21 protein-coding genes are annotated in these 21,731 nt (G+C 75.1%); 12 read left to right on the forward strand and 9 right to left on the reverse strand.

Going from position 1 to position 21,731, the window contains the following annotated elements; genetic code table 11:
- The first annotated feature begins 149 nt into the window (after positions 1–149).
- From LPC08_RS19835 to LPC08_RS19880, 10 genes are all read left to right on the forward strand, one after another.
- The gene (locus LPC08_RS19835; protein ID WP_230449960.1) at positions 150–905 is read left to right on the forward strand and encodes a class I SAM-dependent methyltransferase; all 756 of its coding nucleotides are present in this window, start codon (positions 150–152) and stop codon (positions 903–905) included.
- Between the two features lie 212 nt (positions 906–1,117).
- A complete protein-coding gene (locus LPC08_RS19840) occupies positions 1,118–1,816 on the forward strand; it encodes a methyltransferase domain-containing protein (protein WP_230449961.1) in 699 nt (232 codons plus the stop codon).
- Positions 1,813–2,673 (forward strand): MipA/OmpV family protein, encoded by an 861-nt coding sequence (locus LPC08_RS19845; RefSeq protein WP_230449962.1) that lies wholly within the window; start codon positions 1,813–1,815, stop codon positions 2,671–2,673. Before LPC08_RS19840 ends, LPC08_RS19845 begins: the two co-directional genes overlap by 4 nt.
- A 16-nt stretch (positions 2,674–2,689) precedes the next feature.
- On the forward strand, positions 2,690–3,958 hold the full coding sequence (locus LPC08_RS19850) for a cation:proton antiporter (RefSeq protein ID WP_230449963.1): 1,269 nt from the start codon (positions 2,690–2,692) through the stop codon (positions 3,956–3,958).
- Positions 3,959–4,089: 131 nt separating this feature from the next.
- Positions 4,090–4,386 (forward strand): phosphopantetheine-binding protein, encoded by a 297-nt coding sequence (locus tag LPC08_RS19855; protein WP_304622035.1) that lies wholly within the window; start codon positions 4,090–4,092, stop codon positions 4,384–4,386.
- Between the two features lie 126 nt (positions 4,387–4,512).
- Positions 4,513–5,010, forward strand: coding sequence for a COG4648 family protein (locus tag LPC08_RS19860; RefSeq protein ID WP_230449964.1), 498 nt, complete (start codon positions 4,513–4,515; stop codon positions 5,008–5,010).
- A gap of 7 nt (positions 5,011–5,017) precedes the next feature.
- Complete coding sequence (locus LPC08_RS19865) at positions 5,018–6,418, forward strand: AMP-binding protein (RefSeq protein WP_230449965.1); 1,401 nt, start codon at positions 5,018–5,020, stop codon at positions 6,416–6,418.
- A 3-nt stretch (positions 6,419–6,421) separates the two neighbouring features.
- Positions 6,422–6,727 (forward strand): ApeI family dehydratase, encoded by a 306-nt coding sequence (locus LPC08_RS19870; protein WP_230449966.1) that lies wholly within the window; start codon positions 6,422–6,424, stop codon positions 6,725–6,727.
- A 277-nt stretch (positions 6,728–7,004) separates the two neighbouring features.
- Positions 7,005–8,516: an LpxL/LpxP family acyltransferase gene (locus LPC08_RS19875; RefSeq protein ID WP_230449967.1), complete on the forward strand. Its 1,512-nt coding sequence runs from the start codon at positions 7,005–7,007 to the stop codon at positions 8,514–8,516.
- Complete coding sequence (locus LPC08_RS19880; RefSeq protein ID WP_230449968.1) at positions 8,513–10,906, forward strand: MMPL family transporter; 2,394 nt, start codon at positions 8,513–8,515, stop codon at positions 10,904–10,906. Before LPC08_RS19875 ends, LPC08_RS19880 begins: the two co-directional genes overlap by 4 nt.
- 505 nt (positions 10,907–11,411) lie before the next feature.
- On the opposite strand, the gene LPC08_RS19885 is transcribed toward LPC08_RS19880, so the two are convergent.
- The 5 genes from LPC08_RS19885 to LPC08_RS19905 all read right to left on the reverse strand — a co-directional run bounded on the left by LPC08_RS19885 (position 11,412) and on the right by LPC08_RS19905 (position 16,993).
- Positions 11,412–12,533, reverse strand: a complete 1,122-nt coding sequence (locus tag LPC08_RS19885) for an FAD-dependent oxidoreductase (protein WP_230449969.1) — start codon at positions 12,531–12,533, stop codon at positions 11,412–11,414.
- Positions 12,534–12,544: 11 nt separating this feature from the next.
- The gene (locus tag LPC08_RS19890; RefSeq protein WP_230449970.1) at positions 12,545–14,134 is read right to left on the reverse strand and encodes an ABC transporter substrate-binding protein; all 1,590 of its coding nucleotides are present in this window, start codon (positions 14,132–14,134) and stop codon (positions 12,545–12,547) included.
- A gap of 84 nt (positions 14,135–14,218) precedes the next feature.
- On the reverse strand, positions 14,219–15,016 hold the full coding sequence (eutC, locus tag LPC08_RS19895) for an ethanolamine ammonia-lyase subunit EutC (protein WP_230449971.1): 798 nt from the start codon (positions 15,014–15,016) through the stop codon (positions 14,219–14,221).
- Positions 15,006–16,433, reverse strand: a complete 1,428-nt coding sequence (locus LPC08_RS19900; RefSeq protein WP_230449972.1) for an ethanolamine ammonia-lyase subunit EutB — start codon at positions 16,431–16,433, stop codon at positions 15,006–15,008. The genes eutC and LPC08_RS19900 overlap by 11 nt, the downstream gene beginning before the upstream one ends.
- Positions 16,434–16,585: 152 nt before the next feature.
- Positions 16,586–16,993: a PRC-barrel domain-containing protein gene (locus LPC08_RS19905; RefSeq protein WP_230449973.1), complete on the reverse strand. Its 408-nt coding sequence runs from the start codon at positions 16,991–16,993 to the stop codon at positions 16,586–16,588.
- A gap of 141 nt (positions 16,994–17,134) precedes the next feature.
- On the opposite strand from LPC08_RS19905, the gene LPC08_RS19910 reads away from it, so the two are divergent.
- A complete protein-coding gene (locus tag LPC08_RS19910; RefSeq protein ID WP_230449974.1) occupies positions 17,135–17,464 on the forward strand; it encodes a hypothetical protein in 330 nt (109 codons plus the stop codon).
- Positions 17,465–17,523: 59 nt separating this feature from the next.
- Positions 17,524–17,793: a hypothetical protein gene (locus tag LPC08_RS19915; protein ID WP_230449975.1), complete on the forward strand. Its 270-nt coding sequence runs from the start codon at positions 17,524–17,526 to the stop codon at positions 17,791–17,793.
- Positions 17,794–18,426: 633 nt separating this feature from the next.
- Here LPC08_RS19915 and LPC08_RS19920 read toward each other — a convergent pair.
- Genes LPC08_RS19920 through LPC08_RS19935 form a run of 4 tightly spaced genes read right to left on the reverse strand, consistent with a single transcriptional unit; the run spans position 18,427 to position 21,711 of the window.
- Positions 18,427–18,861: a pseudoazurin gene (locus tag LPC08_RS19920; protein ID WP_230449976.1), complete on the reverse strand. Its 435-nt coding sequence runs from the start codon at positions 18,859–18,861 to the stop codon at positions 18,427–18,429.
- A gap of 11 nt (positions 18,862–18,872) precedes the next feature.
- Positions 18,873–19,637, reverse strand: coding sequence for an ABC transporter ATP-binding protein (locus tag LPC08_RS19925; protein ID WP_230449977.1), 765 nt, complete (start codon positions 19,635–19,637; stop codon positions 18,873–18,875).
- A complete protein-coding gene (locus LPC08_RS19930; protein WP_370643260.1) occupies positions 19,634–20,701 on the reverse strand; it encodes a FecCD family ABC transporter permease in 1,068 nt (355 codons plus the stop codon). Before LPC08_RS19930 ends, LPC08_RS19925 begins: the two co-directional genes overlap by 4 nt.
- On the reverse strand, positions 20,698–21,711 hold the full coding sequence (locus LPC08_RS19935) for an ABC transporter substrate-binding protein (protein ID WP_230449978.1): 1,014 nt from the start codon (positions 21,709–21,711) through the stop codon (positions 20,698–20,700). Before LPC08_RS19935 ends, LPC08_RS19930 begins: the two co-directional genes overlap by 4 nt.
- Positions 21,712–21,731: the final 20 nt, after the last annotated feature.

Raw genomic sequence — 21,731 nt, forward strand, 5'->3', positions numbered from 1 at the left:
GGCGGCGATTTCCCGTCCGGTGCGATCTGCTCTAAGAGCCTGTCCGCGAGGGACGCGGCGATGCGGCGCGAAAGACACCGCCGGACCGCCCCGCGGCCCCTCTCGGACGGGCCCCAAGCACCCGCTTCCGCCTGAGGCCCAGGAGAGCCATGCCGCAGACGACGCCCCCTGCCCCGGCCGCGCCGCATCCGCCGCTGCCGGGATACTATGGCGCCCCGATCGCGCGGGTGGGCTTCCTGCGGCAGCTCTTCGACGACACCGCCCCGCAATACGACCGGATCAACCGGATCTTCTCGCTGGGCACCGGCGGCTGGTACCGGCGCAAGGCGCTGGCCCGGGCCGGGCTGCGGCCGGGGCAGCGCGTGCTGGACGTGGCGGTGGGGACCGGGCTGGTGGCGCGGGAGGCGGTGCGGCTGACCGGGGAGCCGGACGCCGTGCTCGGGCTGGACCCGAGCGGCGGCATGCTGGCCGAGGCGCGGCGCCACCTGCCCATCCCCCTGATCCAGGGCCGCGCGGAGGCGCTGCCCCTGCCCGCGGAGAGCATCGACTTCCTCTCCATGGGCTACGCCCTGCGCCACGTCGCCGACCTGGACGTCGCCTTCGCCGAGTTCCACCGCGTGCTGCGCCCCGGCGGCACCGTCCTGCTGCTGGAGATCGGCCGGCCGGACGGAGCCTTCGCCCATGCCGCGGCCCGCACCTACCTGGGCCGCGTGGTCCCCGCCCTCTCCCGCCTCACCGCCCCGCGCGCCGGAACGCTGATGGGGTACTACTGGGACACGATCGAGGCCTGCGTCCCGGCCGCCACCATCCTCCGGCACCTGTCGCGGCAAGGCTTCGCCGAGGTCCGCTGCGAGACCGCCCTGGGCCTCTTCCGCGCCTACACCGCCCGGCGCCCGGGGGCGTGAGGGGTCGCACCCGCGCCCTGGGGCTCGCTCGCCCCCCCGCGGGCCCGGCCTTCGCCGGCCAGCCGCGCCGCGGGGGAGCGCCACGCCGCCGCGCGGGCCGCCGCGGCGGCGTTGCCGCCCGGAATCGCCGCCCGCATAGTTCCGTGCCTGACCGAACGGAATTCCGTCCCGCCGTGTGCCCTGCCCGAGCTGCCGCCCTGACAGCCCCCCACATGACAGCCCCCGACCGGACAGCCCCCACCCCTGTCCCCCTTGCCGACCCCGACGCGCTGGTCGCCGCCGTCGCCTCGCGCTACGGCAAGGCCTCGCGCTTCGCGCAGGGCTACGTGCGGTCCAAGCTGCGGCGCGACCCGGCGACGGCGGCGATCCTCGCGGCGGCGGAGGCGGCGGGGGGCTTCGGCCACCTGGCCGATCTCGGCTGCGGCCGGGGGCAGCTCGCCCTGGCCCTGCTCCTGGCGGGGCGGGCGGAGTCCGTCGCGGGCCTGGACCTGGACGCGGCGAAGATCGGCGAGGCGCGCGAGGCGGCACGGGGACTGCCGGCCTGCTTCACGGCCGCCGACCTGTCCCGCGCCCCGGTGCCGGCCAGCGACACGGTGATGCTGGTGGACGTGCTGTACCAGATGCCGGAGGCAGCACAGCACGCCCTGCTGGGACGGGTGGCCGCGGCGGCGCGGCGGCGCGTGGTGATCCGCGCCTTCGATCCGGATGCGGGCTGGCGGACCCGGGTGGGACGCGCCATGGAAGTCGCGAACCGCGCCCTGCGCGGGGCGCGGGAGGCGTCGATCCGGCCCCTGTCGCTGCCCGCGCTCGCGGCGCCGCTGACGGCGGCGGGCTTCGCCGTGCGGGTGAGCCCCTGCTGGGCCGGGACGCCGCTGCCCAACGTGCTGCTGGTGGCGGAGCGCCCGGCATGAGCCGCCCCTGCCGCACCGCCCCCGCCCTGGGCCTCCTGGCCCTGCTCGCCGCCGGCCCCGTGGCGGCGCAGGAGGTCCGCCTGCCGGTCTTCGAGGCGGGGATCGGCGGCGCGGCCGCCTGGGTGCCGGACTACCCGGCCGCCGGGCAGAACCACCTCCAGGCCATCCCCGTGCCCTACGTCATCTATCGCGGCCAGATCCTGCGCAGCGACGACCAGGGGGTCCGGGGGCGCGTCTACAGCTCCGACAGCATCGGGCTCGACCTCAGCTTCTCCGGCGCCTTCCCCTCCTCCTCCTCGGACAACAGGGCGCGCGAGGGGATGCCGGACCTGGACTGGCAGGGCGAGGTGGGGCCGGCGCTGCGCCTGACCCTGTGGCGCGATCCCGGCGCGGCGCGGCGGATCAACCTGGAGCTGCCGGTGCGCGCGGTCTTCTCGACCGACCTCTCCTCGATCCACTTCCGCGGCGTGGTCTTCTCGCCCGAGCTGGCCTTCGAGCAGCGCGGCCTGCGCTTCGCCGGCGACAGGCTGCGCGCCGGCATCGGGCCGATCGTCGCGACCGAGCGGCTGATGGACTACTTCTACGAGGTGGAGCCGCGCTACGTCCGGCCCGGCCGCCCGGCCTATGACGCGGAGGGCGGCTATCTCGGCACCCGCCTGCAGTTCTCCTACCGGGTGCCGCTGAACCCGCGGGTCTCCGTCTATGGCGGCGGACGGGTGGAGTCCTTCCACGGCGCGGCCAACCGCGACAGCCCGCTGTTCCGCGACAACTGGAACGTCTCCGCCGCCATCGGCATCGCCTGGTCCTTCTACCAGTCGGAGGCGACGGTCGCCTCCGCCGCCGACCCCTTCGACTGACCGCCGCAGGCCCTGCATGGCCAACCCCCGGCTCGCCCTGCTGCTGATCGCGCTCGTCCTCGTCCTGCTGCCCTGGCTGCTCTGGCGGCTGCGCGCCGTGCGCGCGGTCGCGCCGCTGGCCGTGGTGCAGATCCTGGCCGGGGTGCTGCTGGGCCCCTCCGGGCTGGGGCGGCTGGCGCCCGACTGGCACGCGGCGCTGTTCCCGCCCCCGGTGCTGGGCGCGCTCTCCGGCCTCGCGACGCTGGGGGTGGTGCTCTACGTGCTGGTCAGCGGGCTGCACCTCGACCTCGCCACGCTGCGCGACGGCGCGCGCCGGCTCGCCGCCCCGGCGCTGGGCAGCATGCTGCTGCCACTGGCCCTCGGGGCGGGGGCGGCGGCCTGGATCGCGGGCGCGGTGCCCGGCGCGCTGGGGCCGCGCGGGGACCTGCCGGGCTTCGTCGCGGCCATCGCCCTGTGCCTCGCGGTCACCGCCCTGCCGGTGCTGGCCGCCATCCTGCGGGAGATGGGGCTGATCGCCGGGCGGCTGGGGCAGACGGCCCTGGCCCTCGCCGCGCTGAACGATGCCGCGCTGTGGCTGCTGATCGCCGTGACCCTGGCCCTGTCCCATGGCAGCGGGGCGGAGGCGCTGCGGGTCACCGGGCTGGCGGCGCTCTGGGTGGCGGCGCTGGGCTGGGGCGCGCGGCCGCTGCTGGCGCGGCTGGCGGCGCGCCACCCCGAGCCCGGGACGATGCTGGTGGTCGCCCTGGCGGTCACCTTCGCGTCCGCCGCGGCGGCCGAGGCGATCGAGATGGGCTACATCATCGGCGCCTTCGCCGCCGGCACGGTGATCCCCGCCGCCTGGCGCGCCCCGCTGCTGGCGCGGCTGGAACCGCTGGTGGCCGCGGCGCTGCTGCCCTTCTTCTTCGTCTTCACCGGGCTGCGCGCGCTGATCGAGCCGGATTCGGCGGCCTTCCTCGGCCTGCTGGCGGTGGTCACGGCGGCGACGGTGGTGGGCAAGGTCGCCGGCACCGCGCTGCCGGCCCGCTGGACGGGCGAGCCCTGGCCCTCGGCCCTGGCACTGGGTGCGCTGATGCAGGCCAAGGGGCTGATGGAGGTGGTGGTGCTGGCGGTGCTGCTGGAGGCGGGGCTGATCGGCCAGCCGGTCTTCTCCGCCCTGGTCGCGATGGCGATCCTCTGCACCGTGGCCGCCACCCCGCTGGCCCGGCTGGCCCTGGCCCGCGGCGCGGCACCGGCCCCGCCGGGGGCCACCCGTTCGGAGGGTGCCGCGGGGCCTGTCACAGTCTAGACACGCCAGACAACCATAAGAGCCGGGAGTACGCTCGCTGGTTGATCTTTCAAAGAGTTTCGCTGATGTTCTGGTTCAATCTCGAATGTTCCGTCCCAGTTTCCGAGACGGTTCCGGCGGAGGCGCCTTCGGTGAGTTCGACGCTGACAACCCGGGACGACGCCCCTGCGGCCTCGCCGCTGGAGGCCGAGGTGGCGGCCCTGATCGTCGAGGCTCTGCACCTGGAGGTCGCGCCCGAGGCGATCGACCCGGTGGCGCCCCTCTTCGGCGAGGGGCTGGGGCTGGATTCCATCGACGCGCTCGAGATCGCCCTTGCCGTCTCCCGCCGCTACGGTTTCCAGCTGCGCTCGGACGACGAGCGCAACCATCGCATCTTCGCCTCGCTGCGTAGCCTGGCCTCGCATATCGAGACCAGCCGGGCGCGCTGAGGCATGGACCCGGACCGCCTGCCGGCAGGGCTGGGGCCATGGCCGGCGACGGTGCCCGCTCCATGCCCTGCGCATGCAGACCCAAGTCAGGCGGGCCTCGCGGACGGGCAGGCCCGTCCGCTGCCGATGCTGCTTTCCCTGCTGGCCGGCCCGCCCCGCACCCGTCCCTGGCGCGCCGCGGCGGCGCTGGCGCTGGCGCTCCTGTTCCTGGCCGCGCCGGCCCTCGCGGCCTGGCTGTTCCATGCCGGGACCATGCTGGGGATGGCGCTGCTCGCCGCCCATTTCGGCCTGACGCTCCGCCGGGGACAGGAGCCGCTGATCGCCCGCTACAGCCGCTTCGACTTCGGCCACCTGCCGCCGGAATGCGCCGCCTATGCGCGCGGGCTGACGGCGTTCTGGGCGGTGCTGCTGGGCCTCGGCGCGCTGGTGCAGGTCCTGCCGCTGGCGGGCGTGGCGCCGGCCGTGCCGGCGCCGGTGCTGACGGGCGGGATGCTGCTGCTCTGCACGCTGCTCTTCCTGGGCGAGCACGTGGTCCGCAGCCTCCGCTTTCCGCAGTACGGCCGCGCCACGCCCTGGCGCACCTGCCGCGCCATCCTTTCCGCCACCGCCGCCGGACGCGCGTGACCGCCCCATGATCGAGACCGCGCCAACCGGCACCGCGCCGCTGACCATCCGCGGGCCGGAGGAGATCCTCTTCCGCCGCGGCGCCGCCCCCGTGACCGTGGGCGCCTTCCTGGCCGACGTGGCGGCGCTGGCCGCGCGCCTGCCGGACCGGGCGGAGGTGCTGAATCTCTGCGGCGACCGCTACCTGGCGCTGGTCGGCTTCGCCGCCGCCCTGTCGCGCGGGCAGGTCACGCTGCTCTCTGCCGACCGCTCGGAGCGGCGCCAGCGCGAGCTGGCCGCGCGCTTCCCCGGCGCCTATGCCCTGACGGACGGGCTGCTGCCGGACGGCGCCTCCCCGGCCACCTCGCCGGAGGTGGGCGGGGGCGGGCCGCTGCCGATGGTCGTGGTCGCGGCGACGGATGCGCCGGGCGGCCCGGCCCCCAACCCGGCCATCCCGCTCGACCGCATCGCCGTGATCGGCTTCACCTCCGGCAGCACGGGCGAGCCGGCGGCGCACCCCAAGAGCTGGCACGCCCTGGTCGCCGCGGCCGGGGCCGCCGCCGCGCGCTTCGGGCTGGAGCGCGGCCATCCGGGCGGCGAGGCGACGCTGGTCGCCACCGTCCCGCCGCAGCACATGTACGGCTTCGAGACCACCCTGGTCCTGCCGCTGCACGCCGGCACCGCCAGCCATGCCGGGCCGCATTTCTACCCGGTCGAGGTGGCCGAGGCGCTGGCCGCCGCCCCCGGCCGCCGGGTGCTGGTGACCACGCCGCTGCAGATGCGCGCCCTGCTCGGCTCGGGCGCGGCGCTGCCGCCGGTCGAGGCGGTGATCTCCGCCACCGCCCCGCTGTCGCCCGCGCTCGCCGATTCCGCCGAGCAGGCGTGGGGCACGCGGGTGCTGGAGATCTACGGCGCCACGGAGGTCGGCTCCATCGCCAGCCGGCGCACGGTGGGGGGGGAGGAATGGCGCCCCTACCGCGGCGTCGTGCTGCACCCGGCCGGCGAGGACGCCGTCGAGGCCGAGGTGCCCGGCATGCCCGCCCGCGTCCCCCTGGCCGATGCGATGTCGCTGCGGCCCGATGGCTGCTTCCGCCTGCTCGGCCGGCGCTCGGACGTGGTGAAGCTGGGCGGCAAGCGCGCCTCCCTGGCCGGGCTGAACCGCCTGCTGGCCGAGGTCGAGGGCGTGCAGGACGGCGTCTTCGTCGCGCCCGAGGACCTGGACCGCAACCCCTCCGCCCGCCTCGCCGCCTATGTCGTGGCGCCCGGCCGCACCCCGGCCGATATCCTGGCCGCGCTCCGTCCGCAGTTGGAGCCGGTCTTCCTGCCGCGGCCGGTGGTGATGCTGGACGCCCTGCCGCGCGACCCGGTGGGCAAGCTGACCCGACGCGCCCTGGCCCTGCTGCGCCAGGGCACGGCGGACCCCGGCTGACCCATGCCCGACACCACTCCGGAGGTCCGCTCGGCCCGGCTGGTCGTGCCGGCCTCGCACCCCTGCCTGCCCGGGCATTTCCCGGGGAATCCCGTGGTGCCCGGCGTGGTGCTGCTCGACGCCGTGCTGGAGGCGACGCGCGCGGCCGGCTGGGGCCCGGCGACCCGCCTGCTCCGCGCCAAGTTCACCGCGCCGGTGCGGCCGGAGGAGGAGGTAGCCATCCGCCTGGAACGCCGCGCCCCGGGGCGCGTGACCTTCGCCTGCGAGCGCGAGGGCGCCACGGTGCTGGCGGGAGAGCTGGCGGCGTGAGGCGTGGCGCTCTCCCCCGGGGAAAAGGCACTGCCTTTCCCCCGACACCCCCTATCCGCCAGGAGCAGAGCCCCTGGCCCCCCGTTCACGGTGACGTCGTGCGCCGGGGAGCCTGGCTCCCCGGCGAGTTCGGCCTCGGCACGCGCGGCCCTGTCTTGGCCTGCATGGCCGCCGGTGGCGGACTCCCGCCGGGGTCCGGAGCCCGGCTGTGGCCCCGGCGGAGGGGGGTAGCCGGGGGAGGCGCCGCCTCCCCCCGGGCCACGGGACACCACGTCGCATGAGCTGGACGCGGCAGAGGGAGCGCGGCGGCACGGCGGCGTTGCGGCTGATGCTGTGGATCGTGCGGCGGCTGGGGTTCCGGGTGGCCTATGGGCTGCTCTGGCCGGTGACGCTGTACTTCCTGCTCTCGGCGCCCGCGGCGCAGCGGGAGGCGTCGCGGCGCTTCCTGGCGCGGGCGCTCGGGCGGGCGCCACGGTTCCGCGACCAGTACCGGCAGTACTTCGCCTTCGCGGCGACGGTGCTGGACCGGGTGCTGTTGCTCGGCGGAGGGGAGGCGGGCTACCGGCTGGACCTGGCGGGGGTGGAGCCGCTGGAGGCGCGCATCCTGCGCGGTGAGGGATGCATCCTGTTCGGCGCGCATCTCGGCAGCTTCGAGGCGCTGCGGGCGGTGGGCGAGCGCGGCTGCCCGGTCGAGGTGGTGGCGCTGATGCACCAGGACAACGCCGCCGTCGTCAGCGCCTTCTTCGACGCGCTGGGGCCACGGCAGGCGGCCTCGGTGGTGCCGCTCGGGCGGCCGGATGCCATGCTGCGGGCGAAGGAGTGCCTGGAGCGGGGCGGGCTGGTGACCATCCTCGCGGACCGGGCCCCGCCCGGCACGGCGGAGGCCAAGCTGGCGCGGGTGCCCTTCCTGGGGCAGCCGGCCGCCTTTCCGCTGGGGCCGCACGTGCTGGCCGCGGTGCTGGATGCGCCTGTCTTCCTGGCCTTCGGACTCTGGCGCGGGCCACGGCGCTACGAGGCGCGGTTCGAGCCTTTCGCCGACCGGATCGTGCTGCGCCGCGCCACGCGGCAGGCGGACCTGGCCGATTCCGTGGCCCGCTACGCGGCGCGGGTGGAGGCGGTGGCGCGGGAGAACCCGGAGAACTGGTTCAACTTCTTCGACTTCTGGGAGGAGCTGCCGGCGGAGGCCGTTCCGGCGTCCCGGCCAGCCTGGCTGGCGCGCCGGGCCGCCGTGCGGGCCGGGTTGGCGGCGGTGCTGCTGGGGACGAGCCTCGCCTGGGCGGAGACGCCGCTGGAGGCGGTGATGCGCTCCCTCGCGGCGCGGACCTCCGGACAGGCCGAGTTCCTGGAGGAGAAGGCGCTGCCGGAGCTGGCCCTGCCGCTGCCCAGCACGGGCACCCTCTCCTGGCAGGCCCCCGACCGGCTGGAGAAACGCACCGAGGACCCGATCCGCGAGCGGCTCACGGTGGAGGGCGACCGGCTCACCTTCGAGCGGCCGGACCAGGGCATCCGGCGTGAGCTGAGCCTGGACCAGTCGCCGGAGCTGCGGCCGCTGGTGGAAGCGGTGCGCTCGACCCTGGCGGGCGACCTCGCGACGCTGCGGCGCCACTACGAGATCGGCTTCGAGGGCGATCCGGCGGGGGAATGGCGAATGGTGCTGACCCCGCTCTCCGCCCGGGTGCGGGTCGCGGTGCAGCGGATCGAGGTGACGGGGCGGGCCGATGCCGTCCTGGGCGTGGTGACCCAGGGCAGCGACGGCACCACCCGGATGCGGATCACGCCCCGCCCGTGAGCGGCCCGGCCGGCCGCCTTCCGCCCTCCCTGCGCGGGACGGGCCGGCTGCTGGCCGCTCTGCTGGTGCTCGCCCTGCTGGGGGCGGGAGTGTTCCGCGCGCTGCCGCTGCGGACGGAGATGAGCGACTTCCTCCCGCCCGCGGAGACGCCCGCCGCCGCCTTCCTGCTGGAGGAGCTGCGCAGCGGCGCCGCGACCACGCTGCTGCTGGTGGGGATCGAGGGCGCGCCGGAGGGCGAGCTGGCCCGCCTCTCCCGCGCGCTGGGAGATTCGCTGCGTGCCTCGGGGCGCTTCGCCTTCGTCGGCAACGGCGCGCTGGACCTGTCGGATGCCGAGCGTGAGCTGGTCTTCCGGCAACGCTACCTGCTCTCCGCCAGCGTCACCCCCGCGCTGTTCGAGGTGCCGGCGCTGCGGGCGAAGCTGACGGCGCTGCTGGACGGGCTGCGCTCCGCCGCCTCGCCGGTGCTGGCGCGCTTCGGCTTCGCCGATCCGGTGGGGGCCTTCCTGGACCTGCTGCGCGGCTGGCTGGGGCAGAGCCGGGTGGAACTGCGCCAGGGCGTCTGGTTCGCGGCCAAGGGGGAGAATGGCGAGGGGCCGCCGCGCGCCCTGCTGGTGGCGCGCAGCACGGCGTCGGGGCTGGACACGGAGGGGCAGCGGCTGGCGGCACAGGCGGTGCGCGACGGCTTCGCCCACGCCGGTCCCGGTTCGGCGCGGCTGCTGCTCAGCGGGCCGGGGGTCTTCGCGGCCGAGGCGGCGGCGGCGGTGAAGTCGGACGTGGAGATGATCTCCGTCCTGTCGGGCCTGTTGATCGCCGGCTTCCTGTTCTGGCGCACCCGGTCGCTGCGCATGCTGCTGGTGGTGGCGGTGCCGCTGGCCGCCGGGACGCTGGCGGCGGCGGCGGTCACGGCGGCGGCGTTCGGGCACCTGCACGGGGCGGCGCTGGGCTTCGGCATGACCATGCTGGGGGTCGCGGTGGACTACCCCATCCTGCTCGTCACCCAGCGCCGGCCGGAGGAGACCCTGCCCGAGGCGGCGCGGCGCATCTGGCCGACCCTGCGGCTGGCGGCGCTGGCGGCGGCGCTGGGGCTGGTGGCGATGCTGGCCTCCGGCTTCCCCGGCCTGGCGCAGCTCGGCCTGTTCGGGGCGGTGGGGCTGCTGGTGGGCGTGGCGGTGACGCGCTGGGGCCTGCCCCGGCTGATGCCGGAGGGCGCGCTGGAGACACGGCCGCTGCCCGGGCCGCTCGCACGCGCCCTGGCCGCGATGCAGGGCCGGCGCTGGGGGTACGGGCTGATCGGCCTCGCGGCGCTTGCTCTGGCCTTGTCCGGCGGCCCGCGATGGGAGGACGACCTCGCCAACCTCAGCCCCGTGCCACAGGCGCAGCGCGACCTGGACACGGAGCTGCGCGGCCAGCTCGGCGCGCCGGACGTGCGGGTGCTGGTCGCCCTGCGCGGCGACACGGCCGAGGCGGTGCTGCGGCGTTCGGAGCGCGTGGAGGCGGCGCTGGCGCCACTGGTGGCCGCCGGGACGCTCGCCGGGCTGGACCTGCCCAGCCGCTACCTGCCGAGTGCCGCGGCGCAATACGCGCGGCAGGCGGCGCTGCCCGACCCGGCAGTGCTGCGCGCCCGGCTGGCCGAGGCCGGGGCCGGCCTGCCCTTCCGGGCCAACGCCTTCGCGCCCTTCCTCGCCGCCGTCGCGGAGAGCCGGACGCTCGCCCCCCTGACCGCCGGGGCGCTGGCGGGGGCGCCGCTGCTTTCCGCCCGGCTCGGCCCGCTGCTCGCCCGACGCGGCGAAGGCTGGCAGGGGCTGGCGGTGCCCTCCGGCCTGCGCGACCCGGCGGCGCTGCGCGCGGCGGTGGAGGGGCTGCGCGACCCCGCCGTGCTGGTGGTGGACATCAAGGGCGAAACCCAGGGAATGATCGCCGCCACGACGCAGCGCGCCCTGCTCTGGGTGGCGCTGGGCGGGGCGGGGGTGCTGGGGCTGCTCGCCCTCGGGCTGCGGCGGGCGGGCCGCGCCGGGCCGGTGGAGGCGCTGCGCGTGGCGGCGCCGATCGCGGGGGCGCTGGTGGTGACGCTGGCCGCGCTCTCCCTGCTGGGCGAGCGGCTGACGCCCTTCCACCTCGCCGCGCTGCTGCTGCTGGCGGGGGTGGGGATGGACTACGCCCTGTTCCTGAACCAGCCCGCGCCGGGCGAAGCCGCCGACCGCAACCGCGCCGCCGTGCTGACCTGCGCCGTCACCACCCTGCTGACCTTCGGCCTGCTGGCCTTCTGCGGCACGCCCGTGCTGCGTGGCATCGGGCTGACGGTCGCCATCGGGGTGACGGCCGCCTTCCTGCTGGCGCTCTACCTGGCGCCGGTGTGGCGCGGGACGCCCTCAGGCCCGGACAGGCCATAGCGTGTTGCCGCCATCGGTGCCGCGTCAGTGACTGCCCCCGGGGGCAAGGCGCTGCCTCGCCCCCGATACCCCCACTCCGCCAGGACCCTGCGGGCCCTGGACCCGAAGGGCGCTGCCGCGGGACAGCCGGACACGGGGTCGAGGCGCCGAGGAGCCATGCTCCTCCGCGGGTACGGCCTCCACACTCGCTGACGCCTATGACGCTTTTCAGGGTCCCGCCTGTCCGCGCTCCGTCAGGGTTCAGCCCGCAGGCTGACGCCTACTGCGCAGCACCAGACTCCCAGCGGGGTCCGGGGCCCGCTTGTGGCCCCGGCAGGGGAGGGTCTGGGACGGGGATCGACGCACGGCGTCGATGCCGCAGGCCGGCGTCCCCTCCCGGTCCGACGCCGGGCCATCACAGCACGCCGGGCGGGGGCGTGCCGTCCGCATAATGGCACCCTCACGCGTCCGGATGGCCCATCCGATCGCAGCCTGCTCCGGACGGATCGCCGGGAAGCCTTATGGATCAGGCGGCGGGGAGCAGGCGGCGCGGGTCGAACGCCTCCGCCTCGCCGCGCATCCAGCGCAGTTCCGCCTCGCCGCCTTCCAGCGCCGCCGCCAGCCCCTCGCCCAGCAGCGCCGCAAACTTGAAGGCATGGCCGGCGCAGCCGGTGATCGCCACCACCCGGCCGCGGCGCGCGGCGGTGAAGGTCTCGTCCGCCCGGCCGGCATAGACGCAGACCCGCGCGCCCGTCAGGGCATAGTCCTCGAACAGGGCCAGCCGGCTACGCCAGGCGTCCAGCACCATCTCCGCCTCGCCCGGCTCGGGGCTGCGGCGCTGGTCGGGCTCGCCGGGGCGGTTCAGGGCGCCGACGCCGAACTTCAGCCCGCGCCCCTGGCCGGGCGGGGCGCAGAACAGCCCGCGCGGCCCGCCCATGTCGAGCAGGATGGGCGTCGCCGCCCAGGCCTCCGCCAGTTCCGGCGGCGGGGCGGCATAGACCACCACCTGGCGCAGCGGGGTCTGGCCGTCGCCGGTCCAGGGCAGCAGGCGTGGCGTCCAGGCCCCGGCGGCGACCAGCACCGCATCGAAGCGGAATGCCGTACCGCCGGCGCGCAGGCTGCCGTCCTCGCCCACCGCCTCGGCGGGGGTGTCGGGCCGCAGCACGGCCCCCGCCTCGGCCGCGAGGCGGGCGAAGCCGGCGGTGATGGAATCGGCGAAGAGCACCCCGCCCGGCTGCGTCCAGAGGCCCCAGCGGGCGTCCTCCACGCGCAGGACGGGGAAGCGTTCCGCCACCTGCGCCGGCGTCAGCACGGCATGCGGCAGGCCGAGCCGGGCGAGCGAGGCGCGGGAGCGTTCCGTCCAGTCGCCGTCATTCGTGTGCAGGGCGAGGCAGCCGCGCTCATCGTAGAGGCGCTCGCCCAGCGCGTCCCACAGCCGCTCCCAGGACTCCATGGCGGGCGCCATCAGCCGGGCGTAGCCGTCCTGGCTGCCATAGGGCACGCGGCAGAGCCGGTGCTGGTCCATGCTGGCGGCGAGCGGGTTGGGGATCGGCCCGGCCTCGAACACCTCCACCGCATGGCCGCGGCGGGCGGCGTTCCAGGCGGCGGCGAGGCCGACCGCGCCCGCCCCGACGATGCCGACCCTCATCGGCCCCACCCTCAACGGACGGTGACGAAGCGCAGGTCGAGCACGTCGTCCGGCCGCGGCTCCAGCGAGACGGATTGCCGCACGCCCCAGGACAGGTACTGCTGGTGCAGCGGGATGTAGCCGTAGAGCTCGACCATGCGGCGCCAGGCGGTGGAGAAGTCGGCGCGGCGCTTCGCCGGGTCCAGTTCCACCCGGGCGGCCATGATGGCGCGGTCCGCCTCCTCGTCGCAGAAGCCGCCGGCATTGGTGGAGCCGCCGCCGCGCAGCCCGGGGCGGCCGTTGAGCTGGTCCTCGCGGCAGAGGAGCTGGGCGAACATGGTCGAGAAGCTGTCATAGGTCGGCGGCGTGGTGCCGAGCAGGTAGGCGGAGACTTCGCGCCGGCTGACCTTGCTGAAGAAGGTGCCGAAGGGCTCCGCCGTCACCGTCACCCGCACGCCGACCTGCGCCAGCATCGCGGCGACGGCGGCGCAGATCGACTCGTCGTTGACGTAGCGGTTGTTGGGGCAGTTGAGCCCGAGGCCGAAGCCGTCGGGATAGCCCGCCTCGGCCAGGAGCTGCTTCGCGCGGGCGCGGTCGTGGCGCGGGCGGGCGTCGTTCAGCGCGGCGTCGAAGCCCTCGATCCCCGGGCCGTTCAGCAGGGCGGTGGGGGCGGCGCGGCCGCGCATGACGCGGGCCTTGATCGCCTCGATGTCGATGGCGCGGTACAGCGCCTCCCGCACCCGCACGTCGGCGAGCGGGTTCTTCCCCTTCACGTCGCTGTTCCGCAACTCCGGGCTGGCCTGGTCCAGGCCGAGGAAGATGGTGCGCAGCTCGCGCTGCTCGATCATCCGCAGACCCTCGCTGCGCTCGATGCGCGGCACGTCCTGCACCGGGATCGGCCAGGCGAGGTCCACCTGCCCCGACAGCAGCGCCGCGACGCGGGTGGCGTCCGACCCGATCGGGGTGAAGACCACCTCCCGCACATTGCCGGGCATGGTGTCCCACCACGCCTCCTGCCGGCGCAGCACGGTGCGCTGGCCGGGCTCGTGGCTGACGACGCGGAAGGGGCCCGTGCCGTTGGCGTTGCGGTTGGCGAAGTTGTCGCGGCGGGTGCGGATGTCCACCGGCTCCTCCGCCCCGTGCTCCGTGGCCCAGCCGCGCGGCATGATGAGCACGTTGGTCAGGTCGGCCAGCAGGGTGGGGGCGGGGCCGTCCGTCTCGATCTCCAGCGTGTGCGGATCGGGGGCACGGGCCGCCTTCACCGAGACGACGCGGGCGACGAGGTTGGAGCCGGGGCGGGCGATGCGCCGGAGACTGAACACCGCGTCGTCGGCGGTGAAGGGCTCGCCGCCGTGGAAGCGCACGTTCGGGCGCAGCCGAAAGCGCCAGAGCGTGTCGCTCACCCGCTCCCAGGATTCCGCGAGGCCCGGCTCCAGCGACAGGTCGGGCTTGCGGCGCACCAGCGGCTCGTAGACGGAGGAGAGGAAGGCCGTGGTGAAGGTCTCGTTCACCGCATAGGGGTCGAGGGACTGCACCTCTCCCTGGAAGGCGAAGCGGAGGGTCTGGGCCTGCGGCGCCATCGGCGTGAGCGCAAGGCAGGCGGCGAGGAGAAGGCGTCGCATCCGGATTCTGACCGTCCGTACCATGGGGAGGACCACAGCAAACCCCAGGGGGACGGGATTGTCACGGCCGCGCGGCGGCGCCTGTCAGGAAGGGTCGCGCGGCGGCGGGAGGGCGGGCGCATCGGTCGCCGTCTCCAGCGTCGCGGGATCGGCATCGTCCTTCAGCCCTGTGCCGGTCAGCTTGCGGGCCAGCGCCTCCCGCATCAGCCAGGTCAGCTTGGCCGCCGCGGCCTGCGGGCTGAGTCCCCCGGCGGCGTGGATGTTGGAGAGGCAGTTGCGCTCCGAATCCCGCCGGCCGGGCCGGGGGTCGTAGGTCAGGTAGATGCCCAGGCTGTCCGGCACGCTCAGCCCCGGGCGCTCGCCGATCAGCACGGCGACCAGCCGGGCGTCCAGCGCCGCGCCGACCGCATCGCCCAGCGCCACCCGCGCCTGGGTGGCGATCACCGGCGGCGCCACCGACCAGCCGCGCAACCGCGCGAGGCAGGCGTGGAACACCGCCGGGGCGTGCCGCTGCACCGCCGTGGCCGAGAGGCCGTCCGCCAGCACGAAGGCCACGTCGTGGGGGCCGCGCGGCAGAAGCGCCGCGGCGCCCGGCGCCAGGGCGCGGCCGAGATCGGGGCGGCGCAGGTAGGTCGCCCGGTCCGGCGCGGCGCTGCCCAGCCGGATCGGGCGGTGCGGCGCCAGGGCCTCCGCCAGCGCCGCCTCGTCGAGCTTGGCATGGACGGCGTCGCGCGCCAGGGCATGGGCGAGCTGGAACTCCAGCACCTCGCGCAGCGGCATGGCATCGCCGGCCAGGCCACGGCCGATCCGCGCCCGGGTCGCGGCGCGCAGGCGGTCCCAGGGATCGCCCGCCGGGCCCGTGGCCGGGGGTTCAGGCAGCACCGGCGCCCTCCCCGGATTCATGCATCAGGGCGGCGAGCCGCGGCAGCGCCGGCCCGGCGAGGCGCACATGCCCCTGGCGGTCCGTGATCTCCATCCGCGCCAGCCAGTCCTCGAACTCCGGGGCGGGGCGCAGCCCCAGCATGCGGCGCAGGGCCAGGGCATCCTGGAAGCTGAGGCTCTGGTAGTTCAGCATGATGTCGTCGGCGCCGGGGACGGTGATGAGGAAGTTCACGCCCGCGATGGCAAGCAGCGCCATCAGCCCGTCCATGTCGTCGCCGTCGGCCTCGGCATGGTTGGTGTAGCAGACGTCCACCCCCATCGGCACGCCGAGCAGCTTGCCGCAGAAATGGTCCTCCAGCCCCGCGCGGATGATCTGCTTGCCGTCGTAGAGGTATTCCGGCCCGATGAAGCCGACGACCGTGTTGACGATGAAGGGCCGGAACTCGCGGCAGACGGCATAGGCGCGCGCCTCCAGCGTCTGCTGGTCCACGCCGTGATGCGCCTCGGCGGAGAGAGCGCTGCCCTGGCCGGTCTCGAAGTACATGACCTCCTCGGCGTGCATCGCCTCGCCGGCCGCGCCGATGCGCCTCTGCGCCAGCGCCGCCTCCCGCGCCTCGCGCAGCAGGGCAAGGTTCACGCCGAAGCCCGCATTGGCGCCCTCGGTCCCCGCCACCGACTGGAAGACGAGGTCGACGGGGGCCCCGCGGCGCAGGATCTCGATCGCGTTGGTGACATGGGTCAGGACGCAGGTTTGGGTGGGGATGGCGTAGCGCGCCCGCACCGCGTCCAGCATGTGCAGCAGGGCGATGGCGTTGGGCACGCTGTCGGTGGCCGGATTCACGCCGATCACCGCATCTCCTGCGCCGCAGAGCAGCCCGTCCAGCATCGAGGCGGCGATGCCGCGCGGGTCGTCGGTCGGATGGTTCGGCTGCAGCCGGGTCGCAAGCCGGCCCTCCAACCCCAGGGTGGAGCGGAAGCGGGTGACGACGCGGCGCTTGCGCGAGACCGCCATCAGATCCTGGTTGCGCATCAGCTTGGAGACGGCGGCCACCATCTCCGGCGTCAGGCCGGGGGAGAGCGCCTCCAGCGCTGCGCCATCGGCCTCGTGGGAGAGCAGCCAGTCGCGGAACTGCCCCACCGTCATGTGCGCCACGGGAGCGAAGGCGGCGGCGTCGTGCCGGTCGGAGATCAGCCGGGTGACCTCGTCCGTCTCGTACGGGATGACCGCCTCGGCCAGGAAGTGGCGCAGCGGCAGGTCGGCCAGCGCCAGCCGTGCCGCCACCCTCCGGGCGTCGCTCTCCGCCGCCAGGCCGGCCAGCTCATCGCCCGAACGGCGCGGCGACGCGGCGGCAAGCAGTTGCGGCAGCCCGTCGAACCGGTGCCGCTCCATGCCTGCGATGGCCGTCCAGGTCCCCATGCCCACCCTTTCCCCGCTGCCCCCGCTGGAGGAGCCGTCCCCGGCGCGGGAAGCAGCATCGCCTGGGGCGGGAGGGGGTGCGCAAGGGGTGGGCCGCGCCGCGCATGGCGAGGCGCCGCGGCACGGAGGGGCTGGCCGACCCTCGCCGAGGCTCAGTCGCGGTAGTCGATGCCTTGCAGGGAACGGACCTGGTCGCGGGTCATGTTGATGGTGATCCGCCGCTCGCCCGGGGTGAAGCGAAGCTGGTTCAGCGGCACGGACACGTACTTGTCGGTCAGGCCGAGGCGGTTTTCCACCTCGATCACCACGGTGACGATGCGGCCCTGGGCAGGGTCGATGATCAGGTCCTCGATCTCGCCGATCTCGACGTTGTCGGTGCTGTAGACGTCGCGGTCGATCAGCCGCTTGGCCGGCATGTGGCTGGCGTCGATCTGCATCCCGCGCCCCTGGGTCGCGGTCGGCGCCGGGGTGGCCGGTGCCTGGGCGGTCTGGGCCTGTGTGGCAGGGCCGAAGGTGGCCATCGGCGCGATGACGGCCGCGGCGAGCAGAAGCCGGTGCATGGTGTCCATCCCGTGTTGTGTGATGCCGGCCGGAACGCCGCCACGACAGGAGGGGTTGCCCCGTCCCGTCCGGCGATGGCGAGATGTTTCGACACAGGAACCGGACTTGAACCCTCCGGCCGATGGGGCGACATGCGCAGCATGAGCGACCACCGAGCCTCTCATCGCAACGCGGACCCCTTCGCGGCCGACCGTCAGCCCGTCCTCGACATGACCCCGGATGGGGAGTTCCGCACGCCGGCGCCGCCCGGACTGCTGGATCGGGTGCTGGCCCGGATCGGCGGGGTGGCGGCGCTGGTGGTGCTGGTCGTCGGCGGGCTGGTGGTGGCGGCGCTGGGCATGCTGATGCTCGGCCTGCTGTTGCCCGTGCTGCTGGTGGCCGGGCTGGTCGCCTCCGGGGTGTTCTGGTGGCGGCTGCGGCAGGCGCGGCGGTCGGGCCGTCCCATGGCCTTCATGGTGATGCGGCGCTGAAGGCGCCGCCACCCTTCCAACCGGACCCCACGCGGCTCTACGAGGTTGGCCGCGGTGGCGTGGCCTATACCGATCCTGGGCGAGACCCGGTCGGGGTGGAGGCGCGTCGGCGGCGCGCCCTGCGTTGGTGGTGGGTGGCTCTGCTGCTGAACCTGGCGGCGGCCGGGATCGCGGGGCTGGGCTTCGTGCTGTTGCCGCGGACAGCCTCCGCCTGGCTGGGGCTGCTGCCGCTGGCCACCGCGCCACTGGTGGTGCTGGCACCGCTGCTGGGCCATGGCCGGCGGCGCCGGACACGGCACCGGAGCCGGCCCCGGGGGTTTTCCCGGTAGGACCTCCGCCAGGGCCTGGAAGTCCTGCGCGGCCGCCTTCCGGGCCCGGTTCCGGGTGCTGCAGCAGGGCGGGCGCGTGGTGATCGCGGAGGGCAACCACGCGCGCCCCTCCGGCTTGCCTGCTCGAACGGGCTGAACCGGCTCCAGGGCACCCCCGGCCCGGCGATCGACTGGGCGGCGCATGAGGCGATCCAGCGTCAGGTGTACGTCCGCTGCGGTCCGCCCCGCTCCGCATGATACGGGCCGCTCGATGCCCTGATCCGTGCTGGCGTGGCGCCCGTGGCCCGGGGGCAAGGCTCTGCCTCGCCCCCGTACCCCCACTCCGCCAGGACCCTGCGGGCCCTGGACCCGAAGGGCGCTGCCGCGCGGATGATTGCGACGGGGTCGAGGCGCCGAGGAGCCATGCTCCTCGGCGGGTACGGCTACCGCACTCGCGGACGCCTACAACTCTTTTCTGGAGTCCCGCCTGTCCACGCTCCGTCAGGGTTTAGCCCGGAGGCTGACGCCCACCGGAAGCGCCAGACTCCCAGCGGGGACCGGGGCCCGCTTGTGGCCCCGGCAGGGGAGGGTCTGGGAGGGGACAGCGTCCCCTCCCGGTCCGCCGCCCCTTCGGCGCCCTGACGGTCCCGACCGTCAGCGGCCGTCGGCGCGGGCGGCGATCTCGCGGAACCGCCGGCGCACCACCTCGGGCAGGCCCTCCGGGATGGCTGCCGCCGAGGCCAGGGCATCGCCCACCTGGATCAGCATCACCATTCCCATGGCATAGTGCGGGATGCACCTGATGCCGTAGAAGCCCGGCTCGGTGAAGGCGACCTCGATCTCCTCGTTGATCTGGCCCTTGAAGGGCCGTGCCCCGGCCGGCAGCATCTCGGGCATCGAGGCGGCGTTGTGCGTCACGTGGGTGGCGCGGAACCGCACCCGGTCGCCGGGCGCAAGGCGCAGGTAGTCCGGCTCGTACACCATCCCGCCGGTTTCATTGCGGTTCAGCATCCGCACCTCGTACAGCTCGGCCAGGGCGGGCCCGGCGGTGGCGGCAAGCAGCAGGACGGCCGGCAGAAGCGGGCGCATGGACGGCTCCTTCAGGAGAGGGGCTGGAAACGCAGGATCCGCGCCCCGTCGGCGGGATCGGTGAGGACGGTCGCGCGCACGCCGAAGACCTCGCGCAGCCGTTCCACGCCCAGCACCTCGGCCGGGGGACCCAGCGCGACCAGCCGGCCGTGCTGCATCACTGCCACGCGGTCGCAGCCCATGGCCTGGTTCAGGTCGTGCAGCGCCACGACCGTGGTGACGGGCAGCCCGGCCACGAGGCGCAGGATCGCGATCTGGTGGTGGATGTCGAGGTGGTTGGTCGGCTCGTCCAGCAGCAGCACGTGCGGCTGCTGCGCCAGGGCGCGGGCGATGTGGCCCCGCTGCCGCTCGCCGCCCGAGAGCGTCGCCCAGTCGCGCCCGGCGAGCTCCGTCAGCCCCACCGCCGCCAGCGCCCCCGCCACCACCGCCTCGTCCGCCGCCGACCAGGGCCGCAACGCGGAGAGCCAGGGGGTGCGCCCCAGCTCCACCACGTCGCGCAGGGTGATGCGTTCGGCGGTCTCCGCCTGCTGCTCCACGAGGGCGAGGAGCTGCGCCGCCTCGCGCCGGCGCATCCGGGCCAGCGGCCGGCCGAGCAGCCGCACCTGCCCCTCCGTGGGGGCGAGCACGCCCGCGAGCAGGCGCAGCAGGGTGGACTTGCCCGAGCCGTTGGGCCCGATCAGCCCCAGCGTCTCGCCCTCCGCCACGGCGAGGTCCACGCCGCGCAGGATGGCGGCGCCGCGCGTGGACCAGCCCAGGGCCTCGGCCGCCAGGATCACCGCGCCGGCCGCCCGCGCAGCAGGATCACGGCGAAGACGGGGGCGCCCACCAACGCGGTGATCACCCCGATCGGCAGCACCTGGCCGCGCACCAGGGTCCGCGACACCACGTCCGCCGCGATCAGGAACATCGCCCCGATCAGCGCCGAGGCCGGCACCAGCCGCGCGTGCCGCGCGCCCACCAGGAAACGGGCGGCATGCGGGATGACCAGTCCGACGAAGCCGATGGCGCCGACGATGCTGACCATCACGGCGGTGGCGAGCGAGGCGCCGCCCACCAGCAGCACCTGCACCCGCCGCACCGGCACGCCGAGCGAGGCGGCGGAATCGGCGCCGAAGGTGAAGGCGTCCAGCGCGCGGGCGTGCCAGAGGCAGAGCAGCGTCACCGCCAGCGCCACCGGCACGGCCGTGCCGACATTGTCCCAGCGCGCGCCGCTGAGGTTGCCCATCAGCCAGAACATGATGCCGCGCGCCTGCTCGGCGCTGGCGGAGCGGGTGATGATGAAGGCGGTGAGGGCATTGAAGAGCTGCGAGCCCGCGATGCCCGCCAGCACGATCTGCCCGGCGGCGCGCAGCCCCGCCCCGCCGCCCGCGGCGCGCGCGAGGCCGGCGACCAGGGCGAAGGCGAGCAGCGACCCGGCGAAGGCCCCCAGGGAGAGCGACACCGCCCCCGCGCCCACCCCCGCCACCGTCACCAGCACCGCCCCGGTGGAGGCGCCGGCCGAGATGCCCAGCAGGTAGGGGTCGGCCAGCGTGTTGCGCAGCAGCGCCTGCAGGATCACGCCCGAGACGGCGAGGCCCGCGCCGCAACAGCCGGCGACGATGGCGCGCGTCAGGCGGTAGTTCCAGACGATGCCCTGGTCGATGCGGTCGAGCGCGTAGCCGGCCCCGAGCAGGCGGTTGGCCAGGGTCTGCCACACCGTCGCGACGGGGATCGGCGTCTCGCCGATGCAGACCCCCGCCAGGACCGCCGCCGCCAGCAGGGCGGCGATCCAGCCGCCGTGCAGCAGTGCCCGGCCGGCCAGCCGGGCGACGGCCCCTGCCTCGATGGCGCTGCCGCTCAACGCGGGATCCGGGCCATCGCCTCGGTCAGGGCCTCCAGCCCGCCGACCAGCCGGAGGGTCGCCTGCATGGCATGGGCATCGAGGATGACGATGCGGTTCTGCTTCACCGCCTCCATCTCCCGCGTCACCGGGTCGGAGCGCAGGAAGGCGAGCTTCTTCTCGATGTCGTCGGCGGGGAAGCGGCGGCGGTCCATCCGCGCGGCGACGATCACCGAGGGGTTGGCGCGGGCGATGGTTTCCCACCCCACGGTGGGCCACTCCTCGTCCGACTGCACGACGTTGCGGATGCCCAGCGTGCGCATCATGTAGCCAGGGATGCCCTTCTGCCCGGCGACATAGGGGTCGAGATCCAGGTCGGCGGAGGAGAACCAGAACACCGCCGAGGCATCGGGCAGGTTCAGCGCGCGGATGCGGGCGACCGCCGCCGCCTCCCGCGCGCGCAGCCCGGCCACCAGCGCCGTGCCCTGATCCTGCCGGTCCACGATCTGCGCGAGCTGGGCGATGCCCTTGTACAGCGCCTCCGTGCCGAAGGGGGCGGTGCGGGTGCCGTCGGCGCCGACCAGGTTGTTCTTACCCTCGCAATCGGGGGGCATGACGTAGGTGGGGGCGCCCAGCTCGTGGAACTGCTCGCGCGTGCCCACGACGCCCTGCTTGCCGATCATCCACTCGAACTGCGTCCCGACCAGGCCGGGCCGCCTGTTGATGACGGCCTCGAAGCTGGGCGCGTTGTCGGCGATGCGCGGCACGCGGGCGTTCTGCTCGGCGAATTCCGGCAGCACGGCGCTGAACCACAGCGAGGTGCCGGCCATGCGGTCGCCCGCGCCGAGGGCGTAGAGGATCTCGGTCACCGACTGGCCGATGGTGACGATGTTCCGCGGCGCCGCGTCGAAGCGCAGCGTATAGCCGCAATTCTCGACCTGCAGCGGATAGCGCGTCGGCTCAGCGGCTGCGGGCAGCGTCCAGGAGGCAAGGCAGGCAGCCGCGAGCGCGGCGATGCGTGGAAAGGCCATGGGGTCTGTCTCCGGAGGGG

The organism is Roseomonas sp. OT10 (genome assembly GCF_020991085.1).
Lineage (GTDB): Bacteria > Pseudomonadota > Alphaproteobacteria > Acetobacterales > Acetobacteraceae > Roseomonas > Roseomonas cutis.

Excerpts from the sequence above, each read along its gene's own strand:
- LPC08_RS19845 (WP_230449962.1), top strand. The coding sequence starts at position 1,813 with ATGAGCCGCCCCTGCCGCACCGCCCCCGCCCTGGGCCTCCTGGCCCTG.
- LPC08_RS19910 (WP_230449974.1), top strand. The coding sequence starts at position 17,135 with ATGAGCGACCACCGAGCCTCTCATCGCAACGCGGACCCCTTCGCGGCC.
- LPC08_RS19865 (WP_230449965.1), top strand. The coding sequence starts at position 5,018 with ATGATCGAGACCGCGCCAACCGGCACCGCGCCGCTGACCATCCGCGGG.
- LPC08_RS19860 (WP_230449964.1), top strand. The coding sequence starts at position 4,513 with ATGCTGCTTTCCCTGCTGGCCGGCCCGCCCCGCACCCGTCCCTGGCGC.
- LPC08_RS19905 (WP_230449973.1), bottom strand. The coding sequence starts at position 16,993 with ATGCACCGGCTTCTGCTCGCCGCGGCCGTCATCGCGCCGATGGCCACC.
- LPC08_RS19840 (WP_230449961.1), top strand. The coding sequence starts at position 1,118 with ATGACAGCCCCCGACCGGACAGCCCCCACCCCTGTCCCCCTTGCCGAC.
- LPC08_RS19870 (WP_230449966.1), top strand. The coding sequence starts at position 6,422 with ATGCCCGACACCACTCCGGAGGTCCGCTCGGCCCGGCTGGTCGTGCCG.
- LPC08_RS19890 (WP_230449970.1), bottom strand. The coding sequence starts at position 14,134 with ATGCGACGCCTTCTCCTCGCCGCCTGCCTTGCGCTCACGCCGATGGCG.
- LPC08_RS19875 (WP_230449967.1), top strand. The coding sequence starts at position 7,005 with ATGAGCTGGACGCGGCAGAGGGAGCGCGGCGGCACGGCGGCGTTGCGG.
- LPC08_RS19920 (WP_230449976.1), bottom strand. The coding sequence starts at position 18,861 with ATGCGCCCGCTTCTGCCGGCCGTCCTGCTGCTTGCCGCCACCGCCGGG.
- LPC08_RS19850 (WP_230449963.1), top strand. The coding sequence starts at position 2,690 with ATGGCCAACCCCCGGCTCGCCCTGCTGCTGATCGCGCTCGTCCTCGTC.
- LPC08_RS19835 (WP_230449960.1), top strand. The coding sequence starts at position 150 with ATGCCGCAGACGACGCCCCCTGCCCCGGCCGCGCCGCATCCGCCGCTG.
- LPC08_RS19885 (WP_230449969.1), bottom strand. The coding sequence starts at position 12,533 with ATGAGGGTCGGCATCGTCGGGGCGGGCGCGGTCGGCCTCGCCGCCGCC.
- LPC08_RS19900 (WP_230449972.1), bottom strand. The coding sequence starts at position 16,433 with ATGGGGACCTGGACGGCCATCGCAGGCATGGAGCGGCACCGGTTCGAC.
- LPC08_RS19935 (WP_230449978.1), bottom strand. The coding sequence starts at position 21,711 with ATGGCCTTTCCACGCATCGCCGCGCTCGCGGCTGCCTGCCTTGCCTCC.